Here is a 20,879-nt window from a genome sequence, read left to right as displayed (position 1 = left end):
GCCCAGGGGTCCAGCACCACCTTGATACAGCCGTCGTGCTTCTCGCGGAAGGTCTTGTACAGTTCCGGTCCTTTCGAGAGTGCGGCGCGGTGGGTGATCACGAAGCTGGGGTCAATCTCGCCCTCCTGAATGCGTTTCAGCAGCGGGCGCACGTAGCGGTGGGTGTGTGTCTGGCCCATCTTGAGGGTCAATCCCTTACTGAACGCTGCGCCCAGCGGCAGCTTGTCCACCAGCCCGCCATAGACCCCCGGCATGCTGACAGTGCCGCCCTTGGCACAGCTTAGGATTGCCCAACGCAGGGCCGTGATGCGGTCAAACGAGAGCCGCAGCTTTTGCTCGGCGGTGTCCAGCAGCGCACCGGGGCCGTGGCCGTGTGCCTCGAGGCCCACCGCGTCAATCACGTGATCGGGGCCGCGTCCGCCCGTGGCCTCCCGCAGGGCCACCAGCACATCCGTTTCCTCATAGTTGATCGTTCGTGCGCCCGCCAGTTCAGCCAGCCGCAGCCGTTCCGGCACGCGGTCCACTACGATCACCTCGGCTGCCCCCAGCATCTGCGCGCTGCGTAGGGCAAACTGACCCACCGGTCCGGCCCCGAAGACCGCCACCACATCACGGCCCGGCACAATCGCGCAGTTCTCGGCAGCCTGATACCCCGTGGGGAAGATGTCAGTGAGAAACAACACCTGATCGTCACGCAGATCGGACCCGATGGCGAAACAACTGACGTCCGCGAAGGGCACGCGCACAAACTGGGCCTGCCCACCCGCGTAGCCGCCGAACAGGTGGGAGTACCCGAACAGCCCGCTGGCGCTGGTGGCCCCGTACAGCGCCTCAGCCATGCGGTGGTTAGGGTTGGAGTTGTCGCAGGCACTGAACATCCCGCGCTGGCACGGATCGCAGACGCCGCAGGCCAGATTAAACGGCATGATCACCCGTTCGCCTACCCGCACCTTTTTCACGCCTGCGCCGACTTCCATCACCTCGCCCATGAACTCATGACCCAGGATGTCGCCCCGTTCCATGCTGGGGATGTAACCGTCGAGCAGGTGCAGGTCCGAGCCGCAGATGGCGGTGGAGGTCACCCGCACGATGGCGTCGGTGGGCAGGAGGAGCGTCGGATCGGGAACGGTCTCGACGCCCACATGGTTGGTGCCCTGCCAGATGATGGCCTTCATGCCTGCCCGCCCTTGCTGGCCCGCCCACTGCTCTGGCCTTCGGTGGTGGGGTGATACCCCAACTCCTGCTCACGCTTGAAGCGCATCAGATCGTCGCGCAGTTGCTGAGACGGCTCCTGGCCCAGAAGGCGGGCCACGAGTGCCCCAGCCGAACCCAGGGGCGGGCGATACGTCAGTCGGACCACCACTTCCGTGCCCCGGTCACCGGGAGCCGGGCGGAAGATCACCTCACCGCTGTTCTCGATCTGCGCGCCAGGAAGCGACTGCCACGCGATGCGCTGGCCCGGCTCGTCGGCGGTCAGTTCGGCTTCCCAACTCACCTCGCCGCCAGAGTACCCCAGAGGTGACTTGACGGTCCAGCGAGAATGGCGTTCATCCAGCACTTCCACCCGTTCCAGATGCTTCATCAACTGGGGCAGGGTCTCAAGCTTGCGCCAGATGGCATACAACTCGTCAGCACTTTTATCGATGGTCACAGCGTCGCTGACCAGTGTTTCTCCGTCCTCGTTCTGCTGGATCTTCAGGGCCGTTGCTACTGGGCTGCGCCCAGAAAGTGCCAGAGCAGCCAGCCCAGCACCCAGAGCGCCGACGGCCAGTCTGTGAAAGGGAGAACCTGAACGCAGACCTGCCGTCAGCAAAAAGACGCCCACCACCCCGAACATCGCGCGTTCTGAGGCTGGCATCGTGGCCCCAGTGCTTCTGCGGTTCTGCGGGATCAAGGGACGCCCACCTGAAGGGGGACTGGAAGTCATCGCCCCTTACCCACGCTGCTATATTTCATCCGTCCATTTGGGAGGGAGCAGCCTGGGGAGAAGGTTATCCGGCCTACCAACTCACGGGCCGGACAAGGAACGCCCAATGGCCGGTGATGGGGCGTCTCATGGACGGCAGGTGTTCTGGAAAAAGAAAAGAGTCGTGCCCAGCCCCCCCACTCTAGCCCCCCACCGCAGCCCCCGCCATCGCGGCGCACGCTCCAGCCGGGGCCACCTCGCCCCTGCACCCGCCCGACGCTGCAAGATGTGGGGATGAACACGCCTGAACCGCACAGCCTGCAAGCTTCTACGCCTCCCCGCGCCTGCGCTCAGGAATGCGGAGGCGGTCATGCCGCCGTCTGAGCCGTTCTCCGCCCTGAGGGAACTGGGCTGGGGGGCCGACTTCGAGGACGCGTACCGGACCTTCCGGGATACGTTGCCCCCCGCCGAGCAGCAGGGGGTGACGCCGGTGCGGGTGGTCGGCGTGCAGCGCCAGACGTATGGGGTGCGGGGCCTTCAGGGCGAGCAGGAGGCCCGACTGGCCGGGGCGCTGCGGCACGCCGGGGCGCTTGTGCCCGCCGTGGGCGACTGGTGCGTGCTGGAAATGGTCCCCCAGGGGGGCGGGCGGCTGCTGGACATTCTGCCCCGGCGCACCACCTTTGCCCGCGCGCTGGGCACGGCGGACGGGGGCAGGCGGTCCCAGCCGCCGCGCCAGCAGGTGATCGCGGCCAATGTCGATCTGGTCCTGATCGTCACCGCCCCCGACGCGGACTTCGATCTGGAGCGGCTGGAGCGGTACGTGCAGGCCGTGCAGCAGAGCGGCGCGCGTCCGGTGCTGCTGCTGAACAAGGCGGACCTGCACGCCGACACCGGCTGGTGGGTCCAGCAGTTGCGGGCGCTGGGACCGGAGCTGGAAATCCACGTCACCTTCGCCCAGGGCGGCCAGGGTCTGGAGGGCGTGCGCGCGCTGTTGACCGGGGGCGTGACGCTGGCGCTGATCGGGTCGTCCGGGGTGGGCAAATCCACCCTGACCAACGCGCTGCTGGGACACCCTGCCGCCGCCACCGGCGAGGTGCGGGCCAGTGACCAGCAGGGCCGACACACCACCACCAGCCGGACGCTGTACCCCGTGCCGGGCGGGGGCCTGCTGATCGACAACCCGGGCCTGCGTGACATCGCGGTGTGGGACGCCGACGCCGATTTCGGGGAGCTGGAGGCGCTGGCCGCGCGGTGCCGCTTCCGCAAATGCACCCACACCACCGAACCCGGCTGCGCGGTGCAGGCGGCGGTGCGGGCCGGTGAGGTGTCCCCCGCGCGGCTGGCCGCGTTCCAGAACAGCAGCGGCAGAAGTGGGCGACGCTGAGCGTGTTGAGGAGCTGCCGTGTGTCTCTCGCGCGTCTGCCTACGTACGGGACAGGGCGCAGAGGCCGCGCTCAGTGGATTCCGAACGCCTCTCCGCGCGGCTCCGGCGTCAGGTCAGGGCGACTCGAGTCCTGAATGACCTCGTGGATCTCCAGCTTGTTGGGGCCGCTGAACGCCTCTTTGGGCAGCGAGCCGCTGCGGGCGTGGCCCTTGACAAAGGCGTCGGAACTCGTCCATGCCTCGAAGGCCGCGCGGCTTTCCCACAGCGTCAGGACGACGTGGGGATCGCCGGGATTGACGGGCCGCAGCACCTGGTTGCTCACGAAGCCCGGCATCTCGTCCACCAGCCGGGCGCGGTCCAGGAAGCGGGCTTCAAACTGTTCGGCATATTCGGGCTTGACGGCAATACGGTTCATGACGGTGATCATCGGCGGTTCCTCCAGCGGGTGAATTGAGGGTCAGGAGTGGCGGCGGCGCGGCAAAGGCCAGCCCCGCCGGAAGCAGGCTAACGAAAGTGGCGCGGGCCGAATGAGAGCCGGGCCGGTTGGTCCCGTCAGCCCCCGCCCGGCACCCCCGCTTCCTCAAAGGTCCGCATCTCGCGCAGCGTGGCCGCCGCCGAGAGCAGCAGCGGCGCGGCCAGCACGCCCCCGGTGCCCTCGCCCAGCCGCAATCCCAGCCGGAACATCGGCTTTAAGCCCAGGGCCGAGAGTTGCGCCGCGTGCCCGATCTCGGCGCACTCGCCTGCCGGGAACAGAAAGTCGCGCAGGGCCGGGGCCAGCGCCACCCCCACCAGCGCGGCGCTGCCCTCCACAAAGCCGTCCAGCACCACCGCGCGGCGCAGGGCGGCGGCCTGGAGCATGCTGCCCAGCATGGCGGCGATCTCATAGCCGCCGAACTCGGCCAGCACGGTCAGCGGCTCGGTGGCCCCGGTGCGGGCCAGCGCCTCACGCACGGCAGTCAGTTTGCGGGCCAGCGTGGCGTCGTCCACACCGGTCCCTCTGCCGGTGACCTGCGCCGCGTCCACGTTCAACAGTCGGGCGGTCAACGCGGCGGCGGGCGTGGTGTTGCCGATGCCCATCTCGCCGGGCACGATCAGGTCCGCGCCGTCCTCGATGGCATGGCGGGCCAGCGCGGCTCCAGCCAGAATCAGAGCCTCGGTCTCGTCCCGGGTCATGGCGGGTTCCAGGCGCAAATCGCGCGTGCCGCACCGCACCGAGGCGCGGATCAGCGCCGGATGGTCCGGCAACCCGGCGTTCACGCCGGCGTCCATCACGTACACCCGCGCCCCCACCGTGCGGGCGATGGCGTTGACGGCGGCTCCGCCCGGCCCGGCGGGCGTGTCGGCCAGAAAGTTGGCCACCATCGCGGGCGTCACCTCGGGCGGAAAGGCGCTGACTCCCCCAGCGGCGACGCCGTGATCACCGGCGGCCACCAGCACCGCCACGCCGCGCGGATGGGGTTTCTCGCTGCCGAAGACGCCCGCCAGCCTCACCCCCAGGTCTTCGAGGTCACCCAGCGCCCCGGCGGGTTTGGTCAGTTGGGCCTGGCGCGCACGGGCGCGCTTCCTGGCGGCGGCATCGGCGGGCTGGATGGAATGGATCAGGGCGCTCAGGTCAGGGTGCATGGAACTCCTTGGAGGGTTTGAGTTGAAGCGGCAGGCCGCTGACCAGCAGGTACGCCTGGTCACTCGCGGCGGCGCAGCGTTGATTGACCCAGCCCAGCACATCGCGGTAACGGCGGGCCAGGGCGTTGTCCGGTACGATGCCCAGGCCCACCTCGTTGGACACCAGCACCGTCAGGCCGGGGCGGGCGCGGGCAGCGCTCAGCAGTTCGTCTGCTGCCGCCAGCATGGCCCCGTCCGTCCAGTCGGAGAGGAGCAGGTTGCTGACCCACAGGCTCAGGCAGTCCAGCAGCAGCACAGAGGTCTCGGTGTTCTGGAGGGTCTGGATGATATTCACGGGTTCTTCCACCGTGATCCACCCCGTCGGACGGTCCGCGCGGTGCCGCCCGATGCGCGCCGTCATCTCGGCGTCGAAGGCCTGGGCGGTGGCGAGGTAGGTCACGGTCCCGCCGGACGCGGCGGCGCGGGCCTCGGCAAAGCTGCTCTTGCCGCTGCGTGCGCCGCCGGTGACGTAGACCAGATGAGAGGGGGCAATCACAGCAGTCCACGCACGAAGTCCCAGTCCAGCCCCGCGCGGACGCGAGTGGCGATGGCGTCCAGGCGGGCGTCCAGACTGTCCAGGTCGGCAGGCGGTGCCAAGCCCACCCAGCCCAGAAAGCGTTCCAGATAGGCCGGATTCTCCAGCAGGCCGTGAAGGTACGTGCCGCGCACGTTGCCCGCACGCCACAGCAGCCCCGGCGCGAGTTCCTGCACGCCCGCCCCGCCCCGCGTCTGCCCGTGGTGAATCTCGTAACCGCACAGGCTCAGCCCGGTTTCGGCGTCGGTGAGGGTGGTCAGGCGGGTGGTCTTATCGGCAGCGAGGGTGGTGGACAGGTCCAGCAGGCCCAGGCCGGGAACTTCCCCGCCGCCCTCCACCCCATGCGGGTCATTCAGGGTCTGGCCCAGCATTTGCAGGCCGCCGCAGATGCCCAGTACAGGAACGCCCGCGTGGGCTGCCCGAGTGACCGCCGCCGCCAGCCCGGACGCCCGCAGCCAGCCCAGATCGGCGGCGGTGCTCTTGCTGCCGGGGAGGATCACGGCCCGCGCGCCCTCCAGTTCGGCAGGCGTGGTGACCCAGCGGACCAGTAGTCCCAGCGGCGCGAACTCGTCCAGATTGGACACACGCGGCAGGCGGGCGACGGCGATAAAACCCTGCTCCCCACCCGCAGGCTGTTTCTCGGTCCAGAAGCCATCCTCTTCGGGCAGTGGAATATCCAGCATGGGAATCACGCCCACCGTCGGTACGCCGGTCTGTTCCTCCAGCCATTCGGGGGCGGGCGACAGCAGCCGCGCGTCGCCCCGGAAGCGGTTGAGAATGAAGCCCTTCATCATCGCGCGTTCCTCCGGTGTCAGGCAATGCCAGGTTCCCAGCAGATGCGCGAAGGCCCCGCCCCGGTCAATGTCGGCGGCCAGCAGCACGGCGGCCCCGGCCTCTTGCGCCACCCGCATGTTCACGATGTCGCTGCTTCTCAGATTCACCTCGGCGGGGCTGCCCGCGCCCTCGATGACCACCACTTCATACTCGTCCAGCAGACTGTGCAGCGCCGCCTGCACATGCGGCCAGAGGCGCGGCTTGCGCTCCCGCCAGCCCAGCGCGGTCAGTTCGGGATCGGCGCGGCCCAGCAATACCACCTGGGAGCGGGTGTCGGCCTCCGGCTTGAGCAGCACAGGATTCATCCGCACGTCGGGGACCACCCGCGCAGCCTGCGCCTGCACCAGTTGGGCGCGGCCCATTTCCAGCCCCGCCGGGGTCACGCCCGCGTTGTTGCTCATGTTCTGCGCCTTGAAGGGGGCCACCTGCACGCCCTGGTTGGCCAGGATGCGGCACAGCGCCGCCGTCAGGTAACTTTTGCCCGCGCTGCTGGTACAGCCCTGAATCATGATGGCCCTAGCCATGTTGTTCTCCTTCCAGCACAGTCTTCAGAGCTGTAATCAGCCTCGCATTCTCGTGCGGTTGGCGGGTGGAGACGCGGATGCGGTCAGGCAGGCCGTAGCTGGCGCAGTCGCGCACCCGGACGCCGCACTCCAGCAGCCTCGCCGCCACCCTCGCCGCATTGCCCACGTCCAGCGTCAGATACGGCGTGCCGTGCTGCTCCACCGACCCGAGAGGGCGCAGGGCAGTCGCCAGCGCCTCAGCTTCCTGTCGCACGCGGGGCAGCGTCTTTTTCAAAAAGTCTCCAGCCTCCGGCAGTGCGGCCAGCAGCGCCGCCGTGCCCGCCGGGACATGCCACGCGGGCGCGAGGTTGTCCAGCCGGGCGGCAACTTCAGGCGCGGCCAGCGCATAGGCGGGGCGTGCGCCCACCAGCCCGTGGGCCTTGCCGGGCGACAGCAGGCGGATCAGGGACGGGGTGCGCGGCGTGCTGGATATGGGAAGGAAAGGCGCATACGCCTCGTCCACGATGAGTAGCGCCCCGGCGGTCTGGCAGGCGGCGGCGAGGGGCTGCAATTCCTGGTGTGAATATCGGTGTCCAGTGGGATTGTGCGGGTGGCCCACGTAGACCAGTGCCACATCGGCCCGAGTTGCGTTCAGGGCGGCTTCAGGCGTGGTCACACGCACCGTCGCCCGGTTCAACGCGGCGGCGCGGGCGAGTTCTCCAAAGGGGGCATGAACGCTGAGCAACGTGCCCCCGGGCGGCAAAAAAGCGCGGACGATGCGGTACAGCAAGTCGGATGCGCCCACGGCCAGCGCCACTTCGGACGGGGAAACACCGTGCCACGCGGCCAGCCGTCCCCGTACCGCGCGGTAAGTCGGGTCAGGATAGTGGGCGTGATCGGCCTCCCGCAGCGCCCGCAGCAGCGCCGGATTGGGGCCGTAGGGATTAGCGTTGACGCTGAAATCCAGCCCTGTGAAGGCTTCGGAGGTGGGTCCGCCGTGGTAGCTACGCGGGAGGAGCGGCGGCAATTCAGGCATCTTTTTTCCGGGGCAGGAGCAAGAGCAGGGTGGAAAGTGCGAAGGTCCGGTGGGCCAGCTTGAGGGCGCGGGGCAGATCCGCCGCCTGTGGTACGCGGCCCCCGGCATTCAGCACGTACACGCCGCGCTTGTCCAGGTACACCCCCAAAGCTCCGGCGAAGGCGCTCATGGGATGACCGGCGTTGGGGCTGGCCGTGTTGCGGCGGTCACTCGCCCACACACCCAGTCCGCGCCCGCCAGAGGCCAGCACAGCGCACAGCGCGGTAAGGCGGGCCGGGGCCAGATTCAGCACGTCGTCGGCGTGGGCGGCCACCTTTCCGGCGTATTCCAGTTCCGGGGTGCGGTAGCCCCACATCGCGTCGGCGGTGTTGGTATAGCGGTACAGCGCGGCCAGCGGCAACCCGCCCGCCCGGAAGCACAGCAGCGGCGCAACCACGCTGTCCGACAGGTTTTCCGCCAGACTTTCTATCGCCGCGCCCGCCACCTCTGAGGCCATTAATTCGGATGTTTCGCGGCTGACCAGATGCCAGGCCAGCAGTCGCCGCGCCTCGGGTAGATCATTCGCAGCCAGAGCCGTATGAACCTCGTCCACCGCCGCGAACAGCGCTCGCCGGGCCAGCAAGGGCTTGAGCAGGATGCCCTGCGTGAGCCAGCCGCCTGGCAAACGCTGTGCCAGTGCGCCCGCTCCCGCCGAAGTTCCCGCACCCAGCGCCCACCACACCGCTCCCTCGCGGAAGTGGTCAGCAGGGGTTCCGGCCCGCCAGCGTCCCCGCGCCGCCTTCAAAAAGTTCCCCATCCAGACCACCGGATGCAGCGGGGCAGGCGGCTCGCCCAGCAGATCAAGTGCGAGGGCCAGCAACATGGCCCGGCGCGAACCGCTCACGCTGTGCCCGGATTCAACGCAGAATCGGAGCCTGAGCAAATCCGGTGATGTGACCGTCCAGCGTGACCAGCCGCAACCCCTCCTCCAGCGCCTGGGCCACCAGCATCCGGTCGAAGGGATCGCGGTGCGCCCACTCCAGCGCCCCCGCGCGGATGGCGTGCGCCGGCGAGATGTCCAGCACATCCGCCCCCAGCCGGGACGCGACGGCGGGAAAGTCGGCCAGCAGGGGGGCGGCTTCGGGCAGGCGTCCCAGCGCGTGTTTGATGGACATTTCCCAGGCGTTCACGGCGCTCAGGACCACCTGATTCTGAGGATCGCTGAGCTGGGCTTGCAGCGAAAGCGGGACCAGCTCGGGCTTGAGCGTCGTCCACAGCAAAATATGGGTATCCAGCAGCAGCCTCACTCCCAGTCCGCCAGCTCCTCGGCGCTGAGGGGGCGCATGGCCTCTTCAACGAAGTCGTCGCCAAGCTCCACCGTCCCCGCCAGAAAGCCAAACTCGCGCGCTCTAACCGGGGCCAGCGGAACCAGCCGTGCGTAGGGCTTGCCCGCCTTGGCGAGAATGATCTCTTCGCCTGCGTGGGCGCGTTCCACCAGACGCGAAAGCTGGGTCTTGGCGGCGTGGATATTGACGACTTCAGGCATGGACCAAGTTTAGTCCAGTCCAGCCGCCGGGTGGTGAACGGCCAGTGGCTCAATATTCGATTCCCGTCTGCGCCCCGATGCCCGCCGCATAGGCGTGCTTGATGGGATTGATCTCGCTGACGGTGTCGGCCAGCTCAACCAGTTCGGGCAGGGCGTCGCGCCCGGTGATGACCACATGCATCTTCGGGTCACGCGCTCTCAGGACCGCCTCCACCTCCGGCCAGGCCACCCAGCCGTACTTGAGGGGATAGGTGAACTCGTCCAGCACGATCAGATCGTATTCGCCCGCCTCAATCGCAGCCCGCGCCAGCGTCCAACCGTGCGCGGCCATGTCCGCCGAGTTGTCCAGATCGCGCGAACGCCAGGTAAAGCCGTCGCCTAGGCCCTCGTAGGGCAGGCCCAGCGCGTCCAGCGTGCGGTGTTCACCGAATTTGGCGTTCTCGTGCTTCAGGAATTGGAACATGCGCGTTTTCAGCCCACGCCCGTGCGCCCGCATCATCAACCCCAGCGCCGCCGTCGTTTTGCCCTTGCCCTTGCCCGTATTGACGATCAGCAGGCCGCGCCGCCCCTTGGTAATGCCCTCGGCCTTCTTGTAATTGTCGCGGTCAGCCTGCAACTCGCGCATGGCGGCCTCGCGGCGGGCGGCGGTGGCGTCGTCCGGGGCGCTCATCTGGCGGCTTCCGGGTGGAGGTAGCGGATCAGGGCGCGCAGGGCAGTGGGTAGGCGCGGGCCGGGGCGCGCGAGGGCGTCGCGTTCGTCGTCGGTGGGCTTGTAAATCTTGCCGCTCTGTACAGCTTTTAGCCCTGCCCAGCCGGGACGCCCCGCCGCTTCCGCCGGGGTCAGGCCCACCATCACCTGCGGGTTGGCCTTGACGATCAATTCCGGGTCCAGCTTGGGAAAGTCGCCCAGCGCGGCGGGGACGATAGTCTGCCCGCCTGCCCGGCTAACAAGCGCGCCAATAAACGAGTTAGGGCCAACGCTGTACGGCGTGGGGTCGATCTCGTAGTACGTGCTGACCTTCGGCAGCTTCGCTACGCTGGCCTGAAGGGTGTTCAGCTCGGTTCGCATCTTTGTAATTAGATTCAGCGCCCCGGCCTCGTGGTTGGTCAGCTTGCCCAGCACGGCGATCTTCTCGAAGACCTCGTTGTAGGTCTGTGCGGTGCCGCCGTAGACGGTCAGGCCCGCCGCCGCCAGCTTCTCGGTCAGGCGCGAACCGGAGGACTCGTCGGCCAGCACCAGATCGGGCTTGAGGGCCACAATCGCCTCCAGATCCGGCTTGTACCCGCTGCCCACTTTCGGCAGTCTGTCGGTCACAGCTTTGGGATAGTTGCTGAAAACATCAACGGCGATCAACTGGCCCTCCGCACCGATGGCGATCAGCGTCTCGGTGTGGCTGGGCAGCATGGCGATAATGCGCTTTGGCTCGCTGTTCAGGGTGACCCTGCGCCCCAGATCGTCGGTGACGGTCAGCGGGTACGTGGTGGCGGCGGCGCAAGGCAGCAGGACCAGGGTGGACAGGGCAAAAACAGATTGAGCAGAAAAGTGGCGCATGGAAAACTCCGGCTTGCGTGAATGCGGCAGCGGAAGCGGGCGACGCAGCAAAAGAAAAAGCCCGCTCCAGCCGGGGCCAGAGCGGAAACACGCGTGGGCAGGCCACGTTGGGATTCATCACTCAGATTGCGGCCCTCTGACGGCGAGAGGTGCCTCACGTGCACGAGAGCAGCGAGGGCGTCCCTGAGAGGCATTCGGGCTTACAGAACAAACGTCTGCATACCGCTGCGCGACAGCGCCGGAATCTCACCGGACTTCCCCTTCCTCAGGTGCGCGCAGCCTAGCAGAAAGGCGAGGCAGGATCGCCCGGCCCTCAGGGCGCGCTGCCCCACCTCAGCTCGCACAGCCACCAGTGGCCCTCCGCCCGTTTCAGCACCGCCACGCCGCCCGGCGCGATCTCGGCGGCGCGCAGGCCCACGCTCAGGCGCAGCGCGGCCAGCAGCGGCCCGGTATGGGTAAAGGCGATCACGTCGCCCCCCTGCGGGAGTCCGGCCAGCCAGGTCTGGACGCGGCGGTGAAAGGTGCGGCCCGTCGCGCCCCCCGGCGGGCCAGCCTCACTTTCTGGATCACCCAGGGCGTCGATCCAGCCGCGCGGCGCGTCTCCAGATCTGGCTTCCAGCTCGGCCCAGGTCTGTCCGGCCATCACGCCAAAAGCGGCTTCGGCAAGGGCAGGAGTAGCAACAGCGTGTGGGAATCCGGCCAGGTCCGCCGTCTGCCGCGCTCTCAGAGTGGGGGAGGTGAAGGCGACAGCTTGCAGAGGCAAGCTCAACCCGGCAGCCGCCGCGCGGCCCTCCGGTGAGAGCGGCGCGTCCTCGTCCACGCGGGGGTAACGGCGCTGGGCATTTGGCGCGGTGGAGGCGTGGCGTACCAGATACAGCGTGAGGCTCACCCCCGGCCCCAGGCATACGCGCACAGCGCGGCCAGTTCCGCCGTGACCACGATCATGCCGTAAATATCCCCGCTGAGGCCGCCGCCCAGTCGCCGCGCGCTGAACGCTGCCACCCCCAGGCAGGCTGCCAGCGCCGCCAGCCAGGCGGTCCACGCTCCCGGGAGCAGCAGTGTGGGGGCCGCCAGCAGCAGCGCCACGCCCCAGCGCCCCTCGCGCGAGCGTGCGCCCAGCGACTCCTGACGGGCTGCCGGGTACAGGTTCATGGGCAGCAGCAGCAAAGTCCGCGCGGACACGGCGGCCACCAGCGGCGCGTACCACGGAATCGGGGCGGCCAGCAGACTCCACAGCGTCAGCAGGGCCAGCACGCCCACTGCCAGCCCAAAGGCCCCCACATGCACGTCGCGCAGGATGTCCAGGCGCTGCGCCGGGGTCTTGACCGCGAACAGGGCGTCGGCGCTGTCCACTAGGCCGTCGAAGTGCAGCATGCCGGTAATGGCCAGCCACGCGCCCACCGCCAGCGCAGCAACCACGCCGCCGGGCAGGAGCAGGTCCAGCCACAGCAGCCCCGAAACCAGCCCGCCCACCGCGTAACCGGCCAGCGGGTAATACGCGCTGGCCCGCGCGAAATCGCCGTCTCTGACCTCGTTGATGTGCGGCAGCGGCAGGGTGGTCAGAAAGGTCAGGGCCAGGTGGGCGGCGCGCAGTTGGGGCGAGAGTCCCTGCCGTTTCACCCTGCCCTCCCCCTCAGTCCGCGCAAGAGGCCAGATCGCATGACTTTCAGGCTAGCGCTTCTGCCCCGCGCCGTCCGCGTGGACCGAGCTGTTTCCAGATCGGCGGGCGGGGCGCAGGGCCAGGCGCTGGGCTGGTGCGCTGGGCCTCCCCACCAAGTCGCATACATCTCGGGGGCGACGGTCTACCGGGTCCGATATTCAAATGGGCCACTGGACAGGCCGCCTCTCTTCACTCCGAGATCAGAAGACCCGCCAGCGGTAAAACAGATACCCCAGGCCCGCCGCCAGGCTCACCGCCAGCGTCAGCACGAACCAGATGCCGTTGGGATTGCCCTCGAAGGGCAGGGGCACGTTCATGCCGAAAATACTGGTGACCAGCGTGGGAATCGCCACCAGAATCGTGGTGATGGTCAGCACCTTGACCACCTGATTGACGTTGTTGCTGATCACGCTGGCAAACGCTCCGGCCATGCTGGTCAGGATGTTGCTGGCAATCGACGCCATCTCGATGGCCTGCAAATTCTCGATCAGCACGTCGTCCAGCAATTCACTGTCTTCCTCGTACATCTCGAAGATGCGGTCCCGTTTGACGCGCTCCATCATGGCCTCGTTGGCCTTGAGGCCGGTCATGAAGTACACCAGGCTCTTTTCCAGCTTGAGCAGGTTCAGCAGCTCGCGGTTTTGCTGGCTGTTCTCCAGCTTGTCCTCGATGGTGTCCACGCGCTTGTTGATCTGGCGCACGTCGATCAGGAAGCGCTGGGCGTTTCGCAGGAACAGTTGCAGGGTCAGGCGGTTTTTCTTGACGGTGCTGACCCGGCGCACCAGGCCGCTAATCACGTCCTTGATCACCGGGTTGTCTTCGAGCATGCACACGGTCACCAGGCAGTGATCGGTGTGCAAAATGCCCAGTGGCACGGTGTCGTAGGGAATGTCGCTGGAATCGGGCAGGCGGTAGCTGGTCTGCATGATGATCAGCAGATTGCCGTCCTCGCGCTCGAAGCGGGAGCGTTCATCCGGGTCGAGGGGGTACGACAGGTAATCGAGCTCCAGGCCGGTCTCGCGGCTGATGCGGGCCAGTTCTTCCGGACTGGGATCGGAGGCGTTGATCCAGCAGCCGTCGATGTAGCCCTCGGTGGTATTTAGCTTGCCGCCGATGCTGCGGTAGTACGTCAGCACGGGCCGCCCCCCGGCTTCAGGCTGGTCTGGGTTGTGGTTGGGTGCATGGCGTCCTCCGGGCAGGGGATGGCGTGAGGCTAGATCTGGTCTTCAGGCACAGACTGGGCGGGTCGGCTTCCAGCGGTTCAGGGTTCACGTCATCACCTCCTTGGTTCGGGGACGCGGTTGTGGGCCGTAGCTCTGGGCTGTTCGTCGGGACGGGTGGCGGGCTGCGTGACTTGGCACCTTGATTCAGCAGGCCGTCGCAAGGGCCATGCTAGCCCTCCGCATGGCCCCAGGGCAAGCCGCACGACTGGGGGGCGGAGGCTGGCCCTGACCCCCCCCGATCCGCTCAGCCGGACTGGCGAGGGTCAGCGTCCGCCGCGCCCGCGCCCTCGGCATACGTTTCCAGCACACTGTCGACCAGTTGCTGGGCGCTCAGCACCCCGGATATATCCAGCGCCGCGATGATCTCCTGCGGGTTCAGGCTGGTGTTGGCGCAGGCGCGCAGCAGGGCGTGGTTGACCAGCGCGGTGCCGGGACGTGCGCCGCCAGCGGGCAGCCAGGCTTCGGGCAGGCGCGGCATCAGGCGGGCGGCGAAGTCCAGGATGTCGCCCCTGTTGCGCCGCAGTTCACCCAGCAGCGCGCCCACCGAATGCACGCCCACGTAATGCAGCAGCGTGGCGAGGCGCTGGGGCCGCTCCGGGTCCGGCCAGCGCGTCAGCAGCGGCACGCCCAGCGCGGCGGCCACGGCCTCGTCCAGATCGCGCACCGGCGACACGCCCAGCAGGTGCCCAATGCTCTGGGCGTCGATGAACACGCTGTCCGGCTCGGCCTGGACCCGCTCGGGCAGGGTCTCGGCGTAGTCGCGCGACAGCCGGTCCAGGGCCATGAATTCCTCGTCGGCCATTTCCAGCAGCCCGGCCAGGCGGTAGAAGCGGCGCTGGACCTCGCGCGGCACGGCCTCGCGGTTCTTGTAGCCCAGATCATGCTCGATCTCGGCCCAGGCGTGCTGGAGGATCGAACGGATCTGCACCTCGTAGTGTTGCGGCGGCTCGGAGATGTGGGGGGTGAACTGCTCGATCCCCGGCGGCACCTTGACCACGTAATGCACGCCCATGTACCCGAAACGGTCCGGGTCGTGCATCATGCTCTTGTCTACCGAATGCTCCCAGTTGATCTCGTGGTGCGCCTCCAGCAACCTGGACACGGCGGCCACGTCCGACTCGAAATAGGTGATCACGCGCACGGCCACCAGATCGGTCACGTCCTCTAAGGTGCGGTAGCGCCCCGGCTTGCGCCGCAATTTGTCGGCCAGACTCGCCGGGCGTTTCAGGCGGCCCGTGATGTTGTGGATCTTCAGGCCCGCCTCGCCGATGAGCTGCGTGGTGTGTGCCAGCGCCACGTCACGCAGGGCGGCGTACTGGACCTCGCGGGCCTGATAGGCCGTGACCAGGGGGTCATTCATGGATAGGCGCAGGATACGCTGCCTGCCCGCCGGGCGTGCTAGACCTTCGCTTATGCGTTCCCGCCGCACCCTGCTTGCCCTCGCCGCACTGTTCCTCACTTCTCTGACCCTGGCCGCCCCAGACGTGTTCGTCGCCTACCCGGACGGGGGCCGCCGCGTCGCCCACGATCACGTCATCCTGGAGGGCAGCGTCACCCCTGGCGCGAGCCTGACGGTGGACGGTAGAGCAGTCAACGTCGGTGCAGACGGCCTGTTCATGGAGTGGTGGCCGCTCAAACCCGGCACCAACGACTTGCGGCTGGTGGCCCGCCAGGGAGGGCAGTCGGGCGTGACCACCCTGAAGGTCATCCGTACCGTCGCCAGGGCGCTTCCGGCGCGGCCCACCGCCATTGACGCCCAGAGTGTCCAACCGCGCGAGGTCCGCGAGTTCTGGGACCTCGCCGGGGACTCGCCCACCGAGCGCAGCATCGGGCTGGCCTTCCAGGGTTCGCCGGGGGGCCGCGCCGCCTACCGGCTGGGCAAGGCCGCGCCCGCCCCCATGCGCGAGGGGCCAGCCGGGATGTACCGCGCCACCTTCGTTGTGCCCACCTCGGCGCAATTCAGGGAGGCCATCTTCACCTTCACCCTGACGGGCAGGGATGGCAAAATGGTAACGGCGGTGGTCCCCGGACGCCTCAGCACAGGTGGAGAGGTCCGGCTGGGCGCGCAGAAACCCGGCAGTGTGCTGGGCTTGGGCCTCAATCAGTCCACCTTCACCGTCACCGATCTGGACGGCGCGGCCCTGCTGTACCCGCGTGGCGAGATGACCTTCATGCTGGTGGGCCGTCAGGGCGAGGACGTGCGCGCCCGGCTGGCCCCCGGTCAGAGCGCCCTGATCACGGCGGAACAGTTGAGCCTCGCGCCTGGAGCCGCCCCGCAGGCGGCGGGCGGGGCGATCACGCTGGACGGTGCGCCCGCGCCGGAGTTGCCCGCCGAGCCGTCCGCTCCTGAGCCTCCCGAAGAAGTGCCGCCCCAGCCAGCCGAGCTTGCGCCTCCCGAGACTGTGCCTCCCGAGACTGTGCCTCCCGAGACTGTGCCGGTCGAGAGCCTGCCACCGACCCTTGTGCCCAGGCGTGGGCCAGAGCCTGTCGAGGTTGCCCCCACCGCTGACCTGCGCCTGCGGATTCCGCTGGGCGGTGCGCGGCTGCCTTTCCGGCTGGAGCAGGAGGACGGTGGGCGGCGGCTGGCCGTCATCCTGTACGGCACCTTCGCGGGGCCGCTGACCGGGTTGGAGGGCAGCGATCCCCTGTTGGGCGGGGTGGAGGTCCGCCCTGTGGCGCTTGGGGTGACGCGCGTGGCGCTGAACCTGACTGCCGCGCAAGCCTGGGGCTTTACCGCCGATTACGACGGCCCCGATCTGGTGGTCCGTGTCAGGCGGCCCCCAGCGCTGAATGGGGCGCGTCCGCTGGAGGGGCGGACCATCACCCTCGACCCCGGCCACGGCGGCAGCCAGAACGGCGGGGCGGGCAGCCTGCGCGTGCCGGAGAAGGGCCTGGTCCTGCCCATTGCCGTGCGCGCCGCCGAAGTGCTGCGCGGCCTGGGGGCCACCGTCAACCTGACCCGCACTGCCGACGTGACGCTGGGCCTGTACGAGCGCGGCCTGAGCGCCGAGGTTGCCCGGTCCGATCTGCTGGTGTCCATCCATGCCAACGCCCTGCCCGACGGACGTGACCCGCGCGGCGTGCGTGGCCCGGAGGTCTATTTTACCCACCCGCAGGCGGCGGCCCTGGCCGCAAAGATCCTGGGCCAGTTGCGTGCCTGGCTGCCGGACATTGGCCCCGGCGCGGGCCTGAAACCCGGCGCGGACCTGGCCCTGACCCGCCCCAGCACCCAGATCAGCCTGCTGGTAGAAACCGCCTACCTGACCGACGCGGGCAACCTGCGGGCGCTGGGCAGCCCGGAGGGCCGCGACCGCTTTGCCCAGGCCATCGCCGCCGGGATCGCAGATTTTTACGCGGAGCAGGTGGGGAAGTAGAGGGGGTCAAACCGTCTACAGGTCTAACCGTCTCACCGCCGAGAGCAGGGCCTGTTTGGCGGTTAGACCGTTGGACGGTCAGACGGTTTGACCGCCCCCTTCAGACTTCCATCAATCCAGGCCGCTAAGCTGGGGCGCATGAAGCCCCGCATCCTGCTGCTGACCGCCCTGCTGACCCTGCCCGTTCTGGCCGCCGCGCAGGACGCCGCCCCCGGCACGCTGACCGAGATTCCGCCGGTCACGACGCCTTTGCCGGGGACTTCGCCAATGCCCGCCCCGGCCATGCCCACCGCGCCGTCCGTGCCTGCGCCCGCCGCCGTGGCGCTGCCGGACGTAGTGGCCAACCTGTTCGTGCCGCGCACCGTGACGGGCAAGGTGGGCCTGACCTTTACCGTCCGCAGCAGCCGCGCCGCGCCCATCACCTTCAGCGTGCGGCGCGACAATGAGCAGAACTGTGCCATCGGCCCGCAGGTGCGCGTGCTGGAGGTGGGCACGCGCGCCGTGGTGTACCCGCAGCCCGGCGCGGCTCCGCGAATCTGCGCGCAGGACATGGAGACCAAGACCGCCGCCGCCAGGGGCAACGTGACCTTCACGCGCGAGCTGGAGCTGGCCCCCGGCGAATACATGGTGGAAAGCTGGCTGACCGGCTTCGCGGGCGATCTGCTGGTCAAGGTGCCCGCCGCGCCGGTGCGGATCACGGTCAAGTAGCGGCGTTTTTGCTCACCACTGGGGCAGACCGCTCCGGCGGGTTTCCATGCGGATCAGATAAAACCTGACCTTCTCGCATCCCTGGGCCAGTGGGTGTACGTGCGGGTGGACCGTCCCCTCGGCAGCGCCCACCCACGCCACTCGGACCTCGTGTATCCCGTCAACTGCGGCGAACTCCCCGTTAGCGGCGACGGCCACCCCATCGACGCCTATCCGCTGGGCTGGGGCGAACCTGTGAAGGAGGCGCGGGGAATTGATATTGCCGTGATCGTGCGCCACGACGGTCGAGAGGACAAGCTGGTGGGGTGGGGCGCGCATCTGGACGGATCAGGAGATCGTCAACGCCGTGGCGGTTCAGGAGCGGTACTTTCAGACCACGCGGACGCGCTAGCCTCCCCGTCATGAGTCTCAGCGACACGACGCAGCCCGTCACCCTGATCACCGGCGCGTCCGGCGGCATCGGCAGCGCCCTGGCCCGCGCGCTAGCGGGCACGCATACCCTGATTCTGGCCGGACGCGGCGGCGAAACGCTGGACGATCTGTGTGCCGCAACCGGGGGCCGCCCGCTGGTCCTCGATCTGACCCGCCCGGACACCTTTGCCGACGCGCTGGCCGGGCTGGGCCGGGTGTCCAACGTCGTCCACAACGCCGGGGTGGTAGAACTGGGCGCGGTGGCCGGGCAGGATCATGGGGTCTGGACCCACACGCTGGCGGTGAACACGGTTGCGCCCGCCGAGCTGACGCGGCTGCTGCTGCCAGATGTCCGGCAGGAACGCGGAACTTTCGTGTTCGTCAACAGCGGCGCGGGCCTGAGCGCGGGCGCAGGCTGGGGCAGCTACGCCGCCAGCAAATTCGCCCTGTGCGCCCTGGCCGACGCCCTGCGCGCCGAGGAAACCGGAAACGGCGTGCGCGTGACCTCGGTGTATCCGGGCCGCACCGCCACCGAGATGCAGCGCAAGGTGCGCTCTCAGGAGGGGGCCGAGTACGCGCCCGAAGAGTTCATCGATCCGCACACGCTGGCCGCCACCATCGCCTTTATCCTGAATGCCCCGCGTGACGCTGCCCTCACCGATCTGACCGTGCGGCCCGGTCCCCAGTGACGCAGGATTACGACGTGGTGATCGTCGGCGCTGGCCCCGCCGGGCTGACGGCGGCCCTCGCGCTGGGCGGCGCGGACCGGCGGACATTGCTGCTGGACGGCGGCCCCCCGCGCAACGCCCGCGCCACGGCGGCCCACAACGTCTTTACCCGCGACGGCTGCGCGCCCACGGACCTCAAGACCCTGGGTCTGCGCGATTTGCGGCCTTTCGGCATTCAGGTCATGCACGCGCCCGCCCGTGAGGCCAGACCTCTGCGCGACGGTTTCGCCATCCGCCACGACGGCGGCTGGGCCAGGGTCAGACGGCTCCTGTTTGCCAGCGGCGTGCGCGACAGGTTGCCGCATATCCCCGGCCTGCGCGAACGCTGGGGCGTGACCGTCCACCACTGCCCGTACTGCGACGGCTGGTCCAACCGTGACGCCCGGCTGGGCGTGCTGGGCAGCCACCAGGAGGGCCACCACCTGGCCCTGAACGTGCGCGCCTGGGCCGAGGACGTGTGTTTACTCACCGATGGCCCGGACGAGTTGACGGATGAACAGCGCGGGGACCTCCAGCGCATCGGCATCCCCGTCAACACCCAGCCCATCACGCGGATCAGCGGCAAGGACGGCGTGACCGTGCATTTTCGCAACGGCAAGAGGCTGGAACTGGACGGTCTGTTTCTCAATCCCACCCAGGTCCAGAACAGTGGCCTACCTGCCGCGCTGAGCTGCGAGCTGGACGCCAGGAGTCGCGTCACGGTCAACCACAACGGCATGACCAGCGTGCGCGGCATCTGGGCCGCCGGGGACATGACGGGTGCGCCGCAGTACGTGACCAACGCCGCCGCCAGCGGCATGACGGCGGCGGTCAGCCTCAACACCACCCTGATCCATGAGGACGTGCGGGCGCAGGGCGCGGCCTTTCACAAGTCGCCAGACGAGGACCCGGCAGTGGGCGTGACTTGAGGGCCGTTCTCTTCGATCTGGACGGCACCTTGCATGACCGCAACGCCACCATCAGACGGTGGCTTCAGGGACACGCGCGGCGCTTCGGCCTGCCTGCCGCCTACGCCGCCCGCTTTCTGGAGCTGGACGACTTCGGCTACCGCCCTAAAGCGGAGGTGATGCCGCTGCTGCTGCAGGAGTTTGGTCTGTCGCCGTCGGTGGAGGAGCTGCTGGCTGATTTTTCCGAGCATGCCTTCAGCCATCCCGCGCTGATGCCGCACGCGCATGACGTTTTATCCGAACTGTGCGGGCGCGGCGTGCTGCTGGGCATCGTGACCAACGGCTGGGAGGTCAAGCAGTGGCAGACGCTGGACGGTTTGGAGTTGATGGGGCGGGTAGACGACGTGGTGATCAGCAAGGCCGTGGGCCTCAGCAAGCCTGATCCGGCGATCTACCGGTTGGCACTGGACCGGCTGGGCGTGGCCGCCGCCGACACCTGGTTCGTGGGCGACTCGCCGCGCAACGACGTTTCGGGGCCGCAGGCCGCAGGACTCCGAGCCGCCTTTTTACCCACAGGTCATGCGCTGGCAGGGGAGAGGCCGGACGTAAAGCTGGCGGACCTGCGGGACGTGCTGGGGCTGGAGTAATACTGACTCCGATTAATTCCTTGACAAGGGCCACCAATGGAAGAGGGTCTGCTGGGAGATGAGATCTGGCTGGGTTTCCAACCAGGCGCATTGCTGGCTCAGCGTCTGAGTGAAGTCATCCATCGTGTCGAACCAGCGATTGGCCACTGTGTCGTCCGTCAGGTCCCACATGCGCTCCACGGGTTGCAACTCGGGTGAGTAAGGGGGCAGGGTGATGATCTGGACACCTGGTGGCTGTCCCTCCTCTGGAGGGACATGGAAACCCGCTCCGTCCTCTACCACCAGAACATGGTGATCTTCACTCG

Annotated in this window: 23 protein-coding genes, 1 pseudogene and 1 riboswitch; of the genes and pseudogenes, 7 read left to right on the top strand and 17 right to left on the bottom strand. The window is 68.3% G+C overall.

What is annotated here, in order from left to right; genetic code table 11:
• Both Q322_RS0116435 and Q322_RS0116430 read right to left on the bottom strand, forming a co-directional pair.
• On the bottom strand, positions 1-1,175 hold a 1,175-nt coding region (locus tag Q322_RS0116435; RefSeq protein WP_029478974.1), incomplete at its 3' end, for a zinc-dependent alcohol dehydrogenase.
• Complete coding sequence (locus tag Q322_RS0116430; RefSeq protein WP_034418855.1) at positions 1,172-1,858, bottom strand: SRPBCC family protein; 687 nt, start codon at positions 1,856-1,858, stop codon at positions 1,172-1,174. The genes Q322_RS0116435 and Q322_RS0116430, both read right to left, overlap by 4 nt.
• Positions 1,859-2,276: 418 nt before the next feature.
• Here Q322_RS0116430 and rsgA point away from each other — a divergent pair, with 418 nt between their 5' ends.
• Complete coding sequence (gene rsgA / locus Q322_RS0116425; protein WP_029478972.1) at positions 2,277-3,290, top strand: ribosome small subunit-dependent GTPase A; 1,014 nt, start codon at positions 2,277-2,279, stop codon at positions 3,288-3,290.
• Between the two features lie 70 nt (positions 3,291-3,360).
• On the opposite strand, the gene Q322_RS0116420 is transcribed toward rsgA, so the two are convergent.
• From Q322_RS0116420 to Q322_RS0116355, 14 genes are all read right to left on the bottom strand, one after another.
• On the bottom strand, positions 3,361-3,717 hold the full coding sequence (locus tag Q322_RS0116420; RefSeq protein WP_029478971.1) for an antibiotic biosynthesis monooxygenase family protein: 357 nt from the start codon (positions 3,715-3,717) through the stop codon (positions 3,361-3,363).
• 125 nt (positions 3,718-3,842) lie between these two features.
• Positions 3,843-4,913, bottom strand: coding sequence for a nicotinate-nucleotide--dimethylbenzimidazole phosphoribosyltransferase (cobT, locus tag Q322_RS0116415; protein ID WP_029478970.1), 1,071 nt, complete (start codon positions 4,911-4,913; stop codon positions 3,843-3,845).
• On the bottom strand, positions 4,903-5,448 hold the full coding sequence (cobU, locus tag Q322_RS0116410) for a bifunctional adenosylcobinamide kinase/adenosylcobinamide-phosphate guanylyltransferase (RefSeq protein ID WP_156953112.1): 546 nt from the start codon (positions 5,446-5,448) through the stop codon (positions 4,903-4,905). The genes cobT and cobU overlap by 11 nt, the downstream gene beginning before the upstream one ends.
• Entirely contained in the window at positions 5,445-6,845 is a 1,401-nt protein-coding gene (locus Q322_RS0116405) for a cobyric acid synthase (RefSeq protein ID WP_156953111.1), read from the bottom strand. The genes cobU and Q322_RS0116405 overlap by 4 nt, the downstream gene beginning before the upstream one ends.
• On the bottom strand, positions 6,838-7,860 hold the full coding sequence (locus Q322_RS0116400) for a pyridoxal phosphate-dependent aminotransferase (RefSeq protein WP_029478967.1): 1,023 nt from the start codon (positions 7,858-7,860) through the stop codon (positions 6,838-6,840). The genes Q322_RS0116405 and Q322_RS0116400 overlap by 8 nt, the downstream gene beginning before the upstream one ends.
• Entirely contained in the window at positions 7,853-8,743 is an 891-nt protein-coding gene (locus Q322_RS0116395; RefSeq protein WP_245593292.1) for a CobD/CbiB family cobalamin biosynthesis protein, read from the bottom strand. The genes Q322_RS0116400 and Q322_RS0116395 overlap by 8 nt, the downstream gene beginning before the upstream one ends.
• Before the next feature lie 13 nt (positions 8,744-8,756).
• On the bottom strand, positions 8,757-9,146 hold the full coding sequence (locus Q322_RS0116390) for a type II toxin-antitoxin system VapC family toxin (protein ID WP_051668691.1): 390 nt from the start codon (positions 9,144-9,146) through the stop codon (positions 8,757-8,759).
• Positions 9,143-9,385: a type II toxin-antitoxin system Phd/YefM family antitoxin gene (locus Q322_RS0116385; protein ID WP_029478964.1), complete on the bottom strand. Its 243-nt coding sequence runs from the start codon at positions 9,383-9,385 to the stop codon at positions 9,143-9,145. The genes Q322_RS0116390 and Q322_RS0116385 overlap by 4 nt, the downstream gene beginning before the upstream one ends.
• Before the next feature lie 49 nt (positions 9,386-9,434).
• Positions 9,435-10,055 carry a cob(I)yrinic acid a,c-diamide adenosyltransferase gene (gene cobO / locus Q322_RS0116380; RefSeq protein WP_029478963.1) on the bottom strand — a complete coding sequence of 207 codons (621 nt, stop codon included), beginning with the start codon at positions 10,053-10,055 and terminating at the stop codon, positions 9,435-9,437.
• Complete coding sequence (locus Q322_RS0116375; protein WP_029478962.1) at positions 10,052-10,936, bottom strand: ABC transporter substrate-binding protein; 885 nt, start codon at positions 10,934-10,936, stop codon at positions 10,052-10,054. The genes cobO and Q322_RS0116375 overlap by 4 nt, the downstream gene beginning before the upstream one ends.
• Before the next feature lie 168 nt (positions 10,937-11,104).
• A riboswitch (cobalamin riboswitch) is annotated at positions 11,105-11,221 on the bottom strand.
• Positions 11,222-11,249: 28 nt separating this feature from the next.
• Positions 11,250-11,825, bottom strand: a complete 576-nt coding sequence (locus Q322_RS0116370) for a histidine phosphatase family protein (protein WP_029478961.1) — start codon at positions 11,823-11,825, stop codon at positions 11,250-11,252.
• The gene (locus Q322_RS0116365) at positions 11,822-12,556 is read right to left on the bottom strand and encodes an adenosylcobinamide-GDP ribazoletransferase (RefSeq protein WP_051668690.1); all 735 of its coding nucleotides are present in this window, start codon (positions 12,554-12,556) and stop codon (positions 11,822-11,824) included. Before Q322_RS0116365 ends, Q322_RS0116370 begins: the two co-directional genes overlap by 4 nt.
• Positions 12,557-12,796: 240 nt before the next feature.
• The gene (locus tag Q322_RS0116360; RefSeq protein ID WP_029478959.1) at positions 12,797-13,732 is read right to left on the bottom strand and encodes a magnesium transporter CorA family protein; all 936 of its coding nucleotides are present in this window, start codon (positions 13,730-13,732) and stop codon (positions 12,797-12,799) included.
• A gap of 331 nt (positions 13,733-14,063) precedes the next feature.
• Positions 14,064-15,179 carry a GTP pyrophosphokinase gene (locus Q322_RS0116355; protein ID WP_034418853.1) on the bottom strand — a complete coding sequence of 372 codons (1,116 nt, stop codon included), beginning with the start codon at positions 15,177-15,179 and terminating at the stop codon, positions 14,064-14,066.
• A gap of 52 nt (positions 15,180-15,231) precedes the next feature.
• Here Q322_RS0116355 and Q322_RS0116350 point away from each other — a divergent pair, with 52 nt between their 5' ends.
• The 6 genes from Q322_RS0116350 (at position 15,232) to Q322_RS0116325 (ending at position 20,574) form a co-directional block, all read left to right on the top strand.
• Positions 15,232-17,193: an N-acetylmuramoyl-L-alanine amidase gene (locus Q322_RS0116350; RefSeq protein ID WP_029478957.1), complete on the top strand. Its 1,962-nt coding sequence runs from the start codon at positions 15,232-15,234 to the stop codon at positions 17,191-17,193.
• Between the two features lie 138 nt (positions 17,194-17,331).
• Positions 17,332-17,901, top strand: coding sequence for a hypothetical protein (locus Q322_RS0116345; protein ID WP_029478956.1), 570 nt, complete (start codon positions 17,332-17,334; stop codon positions 17,899-17,901).
• 105 nt (positions 17,902-18,006) lie between these two features.
• Entirely contained in the window at positions 18,007-18,306 is a 300-nt protein-coding gene (locus Q322_RS22670) for a hypothetical protein (RefSeq protein ID WP_245593291.1), read from the top strand.
• The gene (locus Q322_RS0116335; RefSeq protein ID WP_029478954.1) at positions 18,303-19,001 is read left to right on the top strand and encodes an SDR family oxidoreductase; all 699 of its coding nucleotides are present in this window, start codon (positions 18,303-18,305) and stop codon (positions 18,999-19,001) included. The genes Q322_RS22670 and Q322_RS0116335 overlap by 4 nt, the downstream gene beginning before the upstream one ends.
• On the top strand, positions 18,998-19,948 hold the full coding sequence (locus Q322_RS0116330) for an NAD(P)/FAD-dependent oxidoreductase (protein WP_029478953.1): 951 nt from the start codon (positions 18,998-19,000) through the stop codon (positions 19,946-19,948). Before Q322_RS0116335 ends, Q322_RS0116330 begins: the two co-directional genes overlap by 4 nt.
• The gene (locus tag Q322_RS0116325; RefSeq protein WP_029478952.1) at positions 19,945-20,574 is read left to right on the top strand and encodes an HAD family hydrolase; all 630 of its coding nucleotides are present in this window, start codon (positions 19,945-19,947) and stop codon (positions 20,572-20,574) included. Before Q322_RS0116330 ends, Q322_RS0116325 begins: the two co-directional genes overlap by 4 nt.
• A 12-nt stretch (positions 20,575-20,586) precedes the next feature.
• Here Q322_RS0116325 and Q322_RS0116320 read toward each other — a convergent pair.
• A pseudogene (locus tag Q322_RS0116320) lies at positions 20,587-20,879 on the bottom strand (hypothetical protein); the annotation flags it as partial.

It is taken from the genome of Deinococcus frigens DSM 12807 (genome assembly GCF_000701425.1).
Classification (GTDB): Bacteria; Deinococcota; Deinococci; order Deinococcales; family Deinococcaceae; genus Deinococcus; species Deinococcus frigens.
Note: the sequence above shows the minus strand (reverse complement) of the source record. Positions and strands in the feature narration are given on the sequence as shown.

What these genes read in the sequence shown, in the direction of transcription:
- Q322_RS0116430 (WP_034418855.1), bottom strand. Translation starts at nt 1,858, where the DNA reads ATGCCAGCCTCAGAACGCGCGATGTTCGGGGTGGTGGGCGTCTTTTTG.
- rsgA (WP_029478972.1), top strand. Translation starts at nt 2,277, where the DNA reads ATGCCGCCGTCTGAGCCGTTCTCCGCCCTGAGGGAACTGGGCTGGGGG.
- Q322_RS0116420 (WP_029478971.1), bottom strand. Translation starts at nt 3,717, where the DNA reads ATGATCACCGTCATGAACCGTATTGCCGTCAAGCCCGAATATGCCGAA.
- cobT (WP_029478970.1), bottom strand. Translation starts at nt 4,913, where the DNA reads ATGCACCCTGACCTGAGCGCCCTGATCCATTCCATCCAGCCCGCCGAT.
- Q322_RS0116405 (WP_156953111.1), bottom strand. Translation starts at nt 6,845, where the DNA reads ATGGCTAGGGCCATCATGATTCAGGGCTGTACCAGCAGCGCGGGCAAA.
- Q322_RS0116400 (WP_029478967.1), bottom strand. Translation starts at nt 7,860, where the DNA reads ATGCCTGAATTGCCGCCGCTCCTCCCGCGTAGCTACCACGGCGGACCC.
- Q322_RS0116385 (WP_029478964.1), bottom strand. Translation starts at nt 9,385, where the DNA reads ATGCCTGAAGTCGTCAATATCCACGCCGCCAAGACCCAGCTTTCGCGT.
- cobO (WP_029478963.1), bottom strand. Translation starts at nt 10,055, where the DNA reads ATGAGCGCCCCGGACGACGCCACCGCCGCCCGCCGCGAGGCCGCCATG.
- Q322_RS0116375 (WP_029478962.1), bottom strand. Translation starts at nt 10,936, where the DNA reads ATGCGCCACTTTTCTGCTCAATCTGTTTTTGCCCTGTCCACCCTGGTC.
- Q322_RS0116355 (WP_034418853.1), bottom strand. Translation starts at nt 15,179, where the DNA reads ATGAATGACCCCCTGGTCACGGCCTATCAGGCCCGCGAGGTCCAGTAC.
- Q322_RS0116350 (WP_029478957.1), top strand. Translation starts at nt 15,232, where the DNA reads ATGCGTTCCCGCCGCACCCTGCTTGCCCTCGCCGCACTGTTCCTCACT.
- Q322_RS0116345 (WP_029478956.1), top strand. Translation starts at nt 17,332, where the DNA reads ATGAAGCCCCGCATCCTGCTGCTGACCGCCCTGCTGACCCTGCCCGTT.
- Q322_RS0116335 (WP_029478954.1), top strand. Translation starts at nt 18,303, where the DNA reads ATGAGTCTCAGCGACACGACGCAGCCCGTCACCCTGATCACCGGCGCG.